The sequence below is a fragment of the Dyella sp. genome, assembly GCF_035277725.1.
Taxonomy (GTDB): Bacteria; Pseudomonadota; Gammaproteobacteria; order Xanthomonadales; family Rhodanobacteraceae; genus Dyella_B.
This window is the reverse complement of the sequence record NZ_DATEJY010000013.1, coordinates 23,146-32,671: the sequence shown is the minus strand read 5'-3', so window position 1 is coordinate 32,671 and position 9,526 is coordinate 23,146. Positions and strand designations below refer to the sequence as shown.

Sequence of the window (9,526 nt, the reverse complement as noted above, 5' to 3'; positions counted from 1 at the left end):
CAGCGACACGTGCCCGACTCGATACCATCACTACGCTACGTTCTCAGCCTCGCGCTCGCAGCTAGCTTGCCGCGCTGTCCATGTTGCGGACGAGCACCCGTTCAGAACACCTCGTGAATTTATGACACAGTAAGATTAAGGTTCTTCCAGTCGCTACAGAACCCAAACCCGTCATTCCAGCTTTCGCTCACTGCTGTCCGGGAAAAAACGAAGTGACAGGGAAAATTTTCTCGGCCATCACCTGATGCTTGAATTTTTCGTTGAAATTCAACGCTACCGATTCGTCGCCCCGGCGAAGGCCGGGGCCCAGTGACTTTGACGATTTATAAGTCGCTGGATCCCGGCCTTCGCCGGGACGACGAATATTTAGGCATTTAGGCAAGCCGGGAAAATTTTTTCCGGACAGCAGTGAGCTTTCGCTGGAATGACGAACAAGAGTTTCCAGCGGTTGAAAATCCTTGAGTTCGGAGCATTGCCCCTACCCCTCCCCTACTACGCAGGGGAGGGAACGGCATCTGGCGTAGCTGAGATTCAACGCTAATCAGGTGCAAGCAGCAGGGAGCTATCCTCCGCGAGGATTGAGATACCTATCCCGCTCCTCTCACCAACATCAACCATCGGCAAAGTCTCGCTTCAGGACTTGGATAGCGCCAAGCCAGTCACTTCTTCGAGCGTATCCAGCAACGCATTCTGAAAAACAATATCGCGCGATGCCGCATGCGGCTCGACGCGACGCTGGTGATGCCAGTAATGGCCCGAGAGAAAAACGTCCCGATCCTGGCTTGTCGCAAGCCACTCCTGCGTCCGGTGTCCCAAGCGCAAGTCATCGGGGGCGCTGGGCCCTCCCATTTTGGTCGGAACCCAACCGGGGTCCACGGAACTGCTGACCACATCGCTCCAAAGGCGAGCCACCGCTGCGGCGAGCGTGGTGACAAAAAGCTTGCTGTCCGAATACGAGGCAGATGCGCTTTTCCCGGTCCAGTCCAATCCCGTAAGTACGGGGCGGCCGCTCAGATGCATGCCGCTGCTCAGGTAAATCAAACGGCGCGGCCGGCGGATAAGCGCCGTGAGCACATAAGGTGCAACCACGTTGACCGGCAGCACGCGTGGATCGGAGTAGACGCCTGCGTTGTGAATGATCGCGTCCATCCCGCCGAGCTGGTTGACCTGCCTGGCGACATCCTGGGTTTGTGAAAGATCCGACAGATCTCCGACGACCGCCCGCGCTCCCGCGTCCAGCAGTTCTTGCACCGCATCCAGGCGTTGCTGTCCGCGGACGTGGACAACAACGTGATGGCCATCGGCAAGCAAGGTCTGCGCGGCGGCTCGACCAAGGCCGTCCGCTGAGCCCGTAATAAAAATGCGAGCCATGAGTTCCTCCACCGCACATTATGGCCAAGCAACATGTTTCCACGCGACGTTGAGCGGCGATCAGCAGACCAGCGCCGCTGTATCGATGCGCGTTTGACGCGCCGCGCATGAAAGCTGCCACAGGATAAACGCATCCATGGCAAGCGCGTGTCATCAACCGGCCTTCCACACGGCGACGACGCTCGCCGTTGCAAAGTCGCTGCAACTTCATCGTTCATCCTTCCCATGTTTTTCATTCCCCAGCTCGCCCCCCAGCTATCGGCACCGACGGCGGTGGTCGTGGAAGATCATCACACCCATCGCTTCCCCTCTCGCCAGGAAGCGTTGGCGTATGCCTTGCAGGAATGCCGCGCAGCCGCGCGCCGCGGCGCAGACGACGCAGTGATCAAGATTCAGGGCACCGACGGCGAGTGGCGTACTTTTGACAGCCGTCTGTTGCCTGTCCATAGAGAGCAATGAGCTGACGGCAGCAAGGATTCCCTCGTCGCCTAGGCTGGGATGAAATCCCAGCATGGATGGGCATGGCGATGCTGGGATTTCATCCCAGCCTGCATATTGCGGGAGACTCGACACGGCGCGCCTTACGCATGCATGCTTTTGCATCGGCGCAGATGACTGGCGGCGATCCCCTTCATCGTCAGGAGTAAGCCAGCATGCTGCATTCGCTCTCGATCTGGTTGCTGGTCATCGCGTTCTTCGGTGCCGGGCTCTTCAACACGATCGGCACGCCCGCGACGCAAAGCGGCTTCGTTCGCTGGGGTTACCCGGGCTGGTGGTGCCGTGTGACCGGTGTGCTGGAGATGGCGGCCGCCGTCCTTATCGCTTTTTCTTTCACGCGCGGGTTGGGCCTGTTATTGGGGGCCATCGTGATCGCCGCCGCCGTGTTGACCGTGCTGCGTCACCGCGAGTTTGCCCATCTCGCGCCGCTCGGCTTCTTTGCTGCCTTGCTCCTGATCACGCAAATCCTTCCCTGAGCAACGAAAACATCGTCAAGCCCCGACATAGGCGGCAAGTTCGTCGGGTGTTCCTCGTGGAAACGCTTCCCTGAGATAGTCCAGAAATGCCGATACGCGCGCGCTGAGCAATCGGCGCGTGGGGTAAAGCGCCCAGAGGGCGATCTCGGGTCCTTCCACGTCTCCCCCATGCACCAACGTTCCGGCGGCGAGATCCGGGCTGACCAGTGACAGCGGCAGGCGCGCAGCGCCGGCGCCCGCGCAAACCGCATCGCGGACCATAAGCAGCGATGACAAGCTGAGTACGGGCTTGACCAGCATGGTCGATGGCCCTGATGGTGTCGTTAGCGACCAAGTCTCGGTTTGCTGCATGGAACCGCGAGTGACGGCGGGAACCGGGCCGCCATCGTTGGGAAACGGCAAGTTCGGGCTCGCGACAATGACCAGCCGATCACGCAGAAAGATGCGTCCGACCAGCGTTGCATCCGGCTCCGGATTGACGCGAATGACCAGGTCATAGGCTTCTTCGATCATGTCCACCGCGCGATCTTCCGCCGTGATTTCCAATCGCACTTGCGGATGGCGTAACGCGAAACCCGCCGCGAGTTTTCCCATGGCGGTCTGCGAAAACAGCAGCGGCGCGCTGATGCGCAATCGTCCGCGCGCCGTGTGTCCGCCCGAGGCGATCGCCGTGGTTGTCTCCTCCAGTTCGGTCAGCAACAGGCCGGTTCGTTCGAACAGTGCATGCCCTTCTTCCGTGAGCTTGAGCGATCGCGCGCCTCGTTCAAACAAACGCAGGTCAAGGCTGGCCTCCAACTCGGCCACGCGACGGGACAGCGTGGCCTTCGGACGGCCGGCTTCGCGGGCGGCTTTGCCAAACCCGCCGTGACGGGCCACCAGGTTGAAGTCGGCGAGTGCGAGCAGATCCATATGTTCCACCTGTGAGACGTTACGTCTCATTTTAGCGGCTATGCGCCAGAAATTGGATCAATAACATGGCGGGTGTGTTCTCAACCCACCCGGAGTAAATGCCATGTCTATCCTCGTTACTGGTGCCACCGGCCGCGTCGGCCGTCACGTCGTCGACCAACTCGTCAAGCGCGGCGCCTCGGTGCGCGTGCTCACCCGCGACCCGTCGAAAGCCCAATTCCCTGCCAGCGTTGATGTGGTCCAAGGCGACCTGCTCGACATCGATGCATTACGCACCGCGTTCGACGGTGTCAGCACATTGTTCTTGCTCAATGCCGTCACCGGCGATGAATTCACCCAGGCGATCATCACCCTCAACGTTGCGCGGGAGGCGGGGGTCAAGCGAGTCGTCTATCTGTCGGTGCTCCACGCCGACCGCTTCGTCAACGTGCCGCACTTCGCGGTGAAATCGGGTGCCGAGCAGATGCTGAAGCAGATGGGTTTCAGCGCGACGATCCTGCGCGCGACCTACTTCATCGACAACGAACACATGATCAAGGACGTGGTGCTCAATCACGGCGTGTATCCGATGCCGATCGGCAGCAAGGGCGTGGCCATGATCGATACACGCGACATCGCCGAAGTGGCCGCCATCGAGCTGATCCATCGCGATCAATCCCCCGCCACGCTGCCGATCGAAACGATCAACCTGGTCGGCCCCGACACGCTGACAGGCACGGACGTGGCGGCAATCTGGTCGGATGTGCTGGGACGCCCCGTGGCGTACGGCGGCGATGACCCTGCTGGCTTCGAGCAGAACATGGCCAGCTTCATGCCGACATGGATGGCTTACGAGATGCGCCTGATGGCCGAGCGTTACGTCAGCGACGGCATGCTTCCCGAAGCGGGTGATGTCGAACGCCTCACCAAGCTGCTGGGTCGGCCGTTGCGTTCTTATCGCGGCTTTATTAGCGACATCACGACCACGGCAGCTTGAACACAGCGGCGCGCAATACGACAAGTAGGCTGGGACGACATCCAGCGTCGGTAGGTTCGACGAAGCTGGGATTTCATCCCGGCCTACTTGCCAGCCCGTGTTTGATACGTACACCGAAATTCGACAGAAGTGTGATTAAGATCACATTATGACCCGGTAGATCACGGGGGATATACGCTAGCTGCGATGCACGCGCATCGCATAGGGAGGTTTTTATTACCTAGGACGCACCTGCGAACGAGCGGGATGGGGGCGTTTATGTCCTATCGAATGGCAACGGGTCGCCCCGTTGCACCGATAAACGCAACGATCCAACACATTAACCTGCAAGCCGTAGCACCCGTGACGGTTGTGAGGCTGCACTTTCGATGTGCGTACACCATCGAGCAAGCCGTGCGCTCCGTGGCTATCGAGCCATGAAAGATTTCCAAATCGACGAGAGTTGCATTCAAGCAACGAGCTTCGCTTTGAGCTCCGGCATCCCTGGTCGAACGAATATTCAGATCGATACCTCGCCTTATCTGAGCGAAGTCGACTTCTCACCTGTTGAAGGCATCCAGGGCGATGAGGTTTCGATAGATCCCGTATCGCTCGCCGATCTGTTGCGAAATTCATTCGTCTATCCGCCACATTCCATTTATCGGAATGTGAAGCTTGCCGGGACCGGTTTCGACCCGGCGCAGGACATGCATGCCGCTCCGGCGTACCACTATCGGTTTCAGTCCGCGTTGGCACGTTGGCGTCCAGCGCCCGGAACGGTCGACGAAAACAAGCTGCTTGAGACCTATCATCGCCTGCTGTGCGATTCGATCGCTCTCACCACCGCCAACATGCAGGCTCCCTGGTTGCTTCAAAGCGGCGGCAAGGACTCCACCACGCTGGCCATCGCACTGTCCGAGACGCGTCCGGACACAACCTGCTTCACCTATTACGGCGGCCGCGAAGAAAATGAAATTCCGTCGGCAAGCCAGGTCGCCAAAAAGCTCGGCCTGCACCACGAAACGCTGGTATGCGATCCGGAGCGCGCCTACGACCGCTATCTCGCCATGGTCCCGCGCGTACCTTTGCTTACTGCCGATTTTGCGGCGCTTTCCTATGCCGATTTGGTGACGGAAGTCCGCGCGCGGGGCGGTGATGGCATCGTTGACGGCCTTGGTGCAGACGAGTATTTCGGCTGCCCTTTACACAACACGGATCGTTTGCTTGCGTTGCTGGCAAGGAGCATCCGTTTACCCCATGCACTGTTCACGTCACGCCTGGTGAGCCGCAACTTCAAGCTCTGCTTTGTGCTGTCGACCCTGCAGATGAATGAGTTTGAGCGTTTCCTTCCCGGTTCGCGTTTCAGCGATGCGGAAGTGGATGCCTTGCTTGGCTGCGATATTTCGGCCAGCTCACGGCAGCGCCTGGAGTCATTCCGCTCCGATATCGATGCGGCGCAATCGAAGGAAGCCATACGCCGCATTTCATGCACCATCCTGGAATCAGGCATGCTCGCCAAAGGCATGTACCTTGCCAGGGCCATGTCGCTTCGGCTGGCCTACCCGTATTGCAACGAATCGTTGCGCGACTGGGTTTTCCATCAGGTTCCCGACGATCACCTGATCGGCCCCGGCGGCGTAAACAAAGTGCTGATGCGCAAGTACATCGCAGGACATTTCAAGGACTTGCCGTACGTGCAATCCAAAGGCAGTTTTCGTTTCGACTTGCGTGGACTGGCCAGCCGGCGCTTCGAGCAGGTTCGCGCTTTTGCCGAACAGGCTCGCGATGTCATGCCGGGCGCGCCAGCCTGGCTTGATGCGAACCGCAACTTTTTAGGCAACAAGTACTTCGCATCGAAGTTTTATTTGCTTGCCGTCATCCTTCCTTGGTTGCTCGACCGCATGCTCGGCGCCAAGGCCGTCGCCCACACCAAAAGTGAGTGAATCCCCCACTACTAAATGTCGTCTTGCATAGGTCTGCTGGACAAAGGAGGAGATATGAAACCTCGGCGCGCTTCGTTACTTGTGACGATACTTTGCTTGGTGGTCACAAGCCTGAGTGTTCATACCGCTGTCGCGCAGACCGCCCCAGTGCCCCCGCCACAAGTCCGCATGAGTTGGCAGGCGTTTGTCAGCGGACCTGCTGGCGCAATGCGTCTGGCCAGCTTAAAGAAAGCGGTGGCCAAAATGAGAGCGCTCGATAACAGCCCGACAGGCACAGCCAACTTCCGCCGTAGCTGGAAATACTGGGCGAATATTCATGGCTATCTTGGGTCGACCAGCCCGTTCGGGACCGTCGCCCAACGAAGCCAGCAATTGACGAACGATGGCTTATCGCAGTACCTCCCGTATCTGGTTGGCACCTCGACCCAGCCAGGCATCGTAGACCAGACACCGCCCGATGCCATCGCGAAAGCCATCTGGGCCACATGCCAGCATTCGCCGCCGGGAACCGAGCTGAACTTTTTCGCCTGGCATCGCATGTACCTTTATTATTTCGAGCGCGTGCTGCGCTGGGCTGCGAACGATCCCACGCTGACGCTGCCATATTGGGATTACACGAATCCTGCTCAAACGGCGCTTCCCGCCGAGTTCCGTGACACCACCTCCCCACTCTACGACTGGCGCCGATCCCCACCGGTGAACCAGGGGCTGCTCGCATTGAACCCCAACATCACGAATATCGACGGGCCGTTGACCACGGACACAAGCTTGCTGCAGTTTGAAAAAGACATAGAAAGCGGTGTGCATGGCAACGTGCACTGCGCCATGGTGCATTACTGCCCGATATCGCTGATGGGATTGGTAGGCGTGGCGGCCAACGATCCGATCTTTTACATGCACCACACCAATATCGACCGCATGTGGTCCTGCTGGCAGCATTCGCACCCCAACGAGCTGCCCGGCACGTGGGCAAGCCAGAGTTTCACCTTCGTGGACGAAACCGGTACTGAAGTGACTCGCACCGTCAAGGATTTTCTTGACACTACCGCGCTAGGTTATGTTTACGACAACAGCAGCGCGTGCACACGCGCACCGGCGCCCGCCGCGGTAGCCATGCAGATTCAATCTCCGGCCAGTGTCGAACAAGCTTTTCCGAACATTTTGTTTTCGCACCTGCCTCTCCGGCTGAACTCGACCATGACTTCCCTGGATGTGACGATTCCCGCAGCTGCACGGCTGCAAAATACGGAACTGGTGCTGCGCGATGTAAGTGCAATGTTCGCACCCGGCGCACTCATTGACGTATATGTTGCAAAAAACAATCAATCGTCATCGAGAATTTTCGTAGCCACCATTAATTGGTTCGGCGTCTTCGATCATATGGACAAAATGGATCACATGGACCGTGCGGGACCCATCGCACGCACCTTCGAATACAACGTGACCAGGCAACTGCAACAACTCGGGTTTCCAGACGGGAATGCCTTGACGATCATATTCGAGGCCAGCTCAGGACTGGTGCTTACAAGCAACAACCAGGGTGCATCAGCCGAAGCGATCGCAGCGTCTCAGGCCACGCTTCGGCCGGATGCGAAGGTGACCATTGGTGCCATCGAACTTCGGCAGTAGCGAATCGACCATCGATCGCTACCCTGTTTCCGATAATGGCGTGGATGAGCAAGTAGGCTGGGATGAAATCCCAGCATTTGTAGACATGGCGGTGCTGGGATTTCATCCCAGCCTACTTGCTATCCCGCCCATGCTATCGATTCCGTATCGAAGCGATTGGCAAAACGCGACGTCAATGAAACGTCGCAGTCCCCACGTCGACAACCGTGTTGTTATCGCGATGCCCCTCCCCCGCCTCCGCTTTGCCTTTCACGGAGGGTGCCTCGACATGCTCCGTCCAGACACCATAAACGTGGCCGCCACGCGCCGCCAAACCACTGTAGTCGCCCATAAAAGCATTGCGCATGGTGAAAGGCTGCTTCGTCCACGCGTAGTTGACGAATGTATTGCCGTGATCCGTCGAGCGTGCCAACGTCACGATGGCAGCTCGGTTGTGCGGATCGGCGCGGCGATCGTAGAAAGACACATACACATCGCCGGTCACCGCATCCACCGCCAACGCCGGGAAGAAATGATCGGCGCCGTTGTTCGGCGGATCGTTGTTGACGCGTACCGCCGGCGTCCAGTGATCGCCGTCGTCGATGGACGTGGAGAGAAAGACATCGATACCGCCATGTCGATAATCGGCCCAAACTACATACAACCGGCCGTGCGGTGCGCCGAGCGTGGTACGCGGATCGATCGCCAATTGCGGAAAACCATTGGCGCGATCCAGGTCCGCCATGCCGTACATGATGGGCGCGGTGGGAATGATGTCGCGCGCTTTGGTGAAGCTGCGGCCGCCATCCTTCGAGAGCGTAAAGGCGATGTGGCTGGTATCCGCCCACACGGCATAAAAAGTACTGTCCGGGCCCACTACGCCCCAGAAGCCTTCGTTGGCGCCGGTGGCATCGCGCGGCAAGCCGGGATACGCATCAATTTCCATCGGTGTGGACCAGCTCAAGCCATCGTCCGTGGAACGGCTCAGCTGGATTTCCGATCCGGTCAACGTCCAGCGCGTCCAGCCGATGTAAAGGTTCCCGGCATGCGGCCCATGACTCTGATCCGCGACGATAAATGGCTTGTCTTCCCATAGCGGCGGTGGATGATCGCCGAGATGCTCAATGACCGTGTGCGCCTGGCTCTCCCACGTCTTGCCGCCATCCAGCGAGCGGCGAATGTAGAGACCGCCGGCGGGTGCGTTGTGCGCCCAATAATCTTCCGTGCCCAACTTGTTGAAAGCCATGTAGCTGGCGATGGCATGGCCGTTGTTGTCGTAGGTAACGGAGACATCTCCCGACACTCGCCACTCCGGCGGCGCAACCTTGGATACGTCATTCCAATGGACACCGGCGTCATTGCTGAAAGCGATGTGGACATTGTCCTGGTAGATCGCCGTGACCCTGTCGGGATCCAGCGGGCTGATCGCAATACCCGGTTCAGTGAAGAAGCCCGGCTTGGTAAGTGTCGTTACCGTTGCCTCAGGCACCATCGGTTCGGTGACCGTGTCGGCAGCAAAAAGGCTGACCGGAATCGAGATCGCGAGCAGGCACGCGACACCCAGCGCAAGCCGGGTTGATTTCACAAAAAACGCCATGAATGGCATCCCCCTTTGGCGCGCAAGCTTTGCACAATGATCCATGGATTCTGCGCCGCATGCTTGAAGGCGTCTTGTAGTACTTGCCTGGTCCGTGTGGCGAATCCTGCACAAACGGTCGGCCGCCCGGGTATGCACGTTCGCCCCGACGAAAGCCGGGGCGGGTACA

At 58.8% G+C, this 9,526-nt stretch carries 8 protein-coding genes; 5 read left to right on the top strand and 3 right to left on the bottom strand.

The features are described from left to right. Positions 1-633: 633 nt before the first annotated feature. On the bottom strand, positions 634-1,383 hold the full coding sequence (locus VJR68_RS00810) for an SDR family NAD(P)-dependent oxidoreductase (RefSeq protein ID WP_324145645.1): 750 nt from the start codon (positions 1,381-1,383) through the stop codon (positions 634-636). Positions 1,384-1,596: 213 nt separating this feature from the next. Between VJR68_RS00810 and VJR68_RS00805 the strand changes: the two genes are divergently transcribed. Together VJR68_RS00805 and VJR68_RS00800 are read left to right on the top strand one after the other, a co-directional pair. Further along, positions 1,597-1,830, top strand: a complete 234-nt coding sequence (locus tag VJR68_RS00805) for a hypothetical protein (protein ID WP_324145644.1) — start codon at positions 1,597-1,599, stop codon at positions 1,828-1,830. Between the two features lie 194 nt (positions 1,831-2,024). Continuing rightward, on the top strand, positions 2,025-2,345 hold the full coding sequence (locus VJR68_RS00800) for a DoxX family protein (RefSeq protein WP_324145643.1): 321 nt from the start codon (positions 2,025-2,027) through the stop codon (positions 2,343-2,345). Positions 2,346-2,360: 15 nt separating this feature from the next. Here VJR68_RS00800 and VJR68_RS00795 read toward each other — a convergent pair whose 3' ends face one another. After that, a complete protein-coding gene (locus tag VJR68_RS00795) occupies positions 2,361-3,254 on the bottom strand; it encodes a LysR family transcriptional regulator (RefSeq protein ID WP_324145642.1) in 894 nt (297 codons plus the stop codon). 103 nt (positions 3,255-3,357) lie between these two features. On the opposite strand from VJR68_RS00795, the gene VJR68_RS00790 reads away from it, so the two are divergent. The 3 genes from VJR68_RS00790 (at position 3,358) to VJR68_RS00780 (ending at position 7,781) form a co-directional block, all read left to right on the top strand. Further along, the gene (locus VJR68_RS00790; RefSeq protein ID WP_324145641.1) at positions 3,358-4,230 is read left to right on the top strand and encodes an NmrA/HSCARG family protein; all 873 of its coding nucleotides are present in this window, start codon (positions 3,358-3,360) and stop codon (positions 4,228-4,230) included. 368 nt (positions 4,231-4,598) lie between these two features. Next, positions 4,599-6,152: an asparagine synthase-related protein gene (locus tag VJR68_RS00785; RefSeq protein ID WP_324145640.1), complete on the top strand. Its 1,554-nt coding sequence runs from the start codon at positions 4,599-4,601 to the stop codon at positions 6,150-6,152. Positions 6,153-6,320: 168 nt separating this feature from the next. After that, complete coding sequence (locus VJR68_RS00780; RefSeq protein WP_324145639.1) at positions 6,321-7,781, top strand: tyrosinase family protein; 1,461 nt, start codon at positions 6,321-6,323, stop codon at positions 7,779-7,781. Between the two features lie 172 nt (positions 7,782-7,953). Here VJR68_RS00780 and VJR68_RS00775 read toward each other — a convergent pair whose 3' ends face one another. Next, entirely contained in the window at positions 7,954-9,357 is a 1,404-nt protein-coding gene (locus VJR68_RS00775) for a sialidase family protein (RefSeq protein WP_324145638.1), read from the bottom strand. Between the last annotated feature and the right edge of the window lie 169 nt (positions 9,358-9,526).

Excerpts from the sequence above, each read along its gene's own strand:
- VJR68_RS00785 (WP_324145640.1), top strand. The coding sequence starts at position 4,599 with ATGTGCGTACACCATCGAGCAAGCCGTGCGCTCCGTGGCTATCGAGCC.
- VJR68_RS00780 (WP_324145639.1), top strand. The coding sequence starts at position 6,321 with ATGAGTTGGCAGGCGTTTGTCAGCGGACCTGCTGGCGCAATGCGTCTG.
- VJR68_RS00795 (WP_324145642.1), bottom strand. The coding sequence starts at position 3,254 with ATGGATCTGCTCGCACTCGCCGACTTCAACCTGGTGGCCCGTCACGGC.
- VJR68_RS00800 (WP_324145643.1), top strand. The coding sequence starts at position 2,025 with ATGCTGCATTCGCTCTCGATCTGGTTGCTGGTCATCGCGTTCTTCGGT.
- VJR68_RS00805 (WP_324145644.1), top strand. The coding sequence starts at position 1,597 with ATGTTTTTCATTCCCCAGCTCGCCCCCCAGCTATCGGCACCGACGGCG.
- VJR68_RS00790 (WP_324145641.1), top strand. The coding sequence starts at position 3,358 with ATGTCTATCCTCGTTACTGGTGCCACCGGCCGCGTCGGCCGTCACGTC.
- VJR68_RS00775 (WP_324145638.1), bottom strand. The coding sequence starts at position 9,357 with ATGGCGTTTTTTGTGAAATCAACCCGGCTTGCGCTGGGTGTCGCGTGC.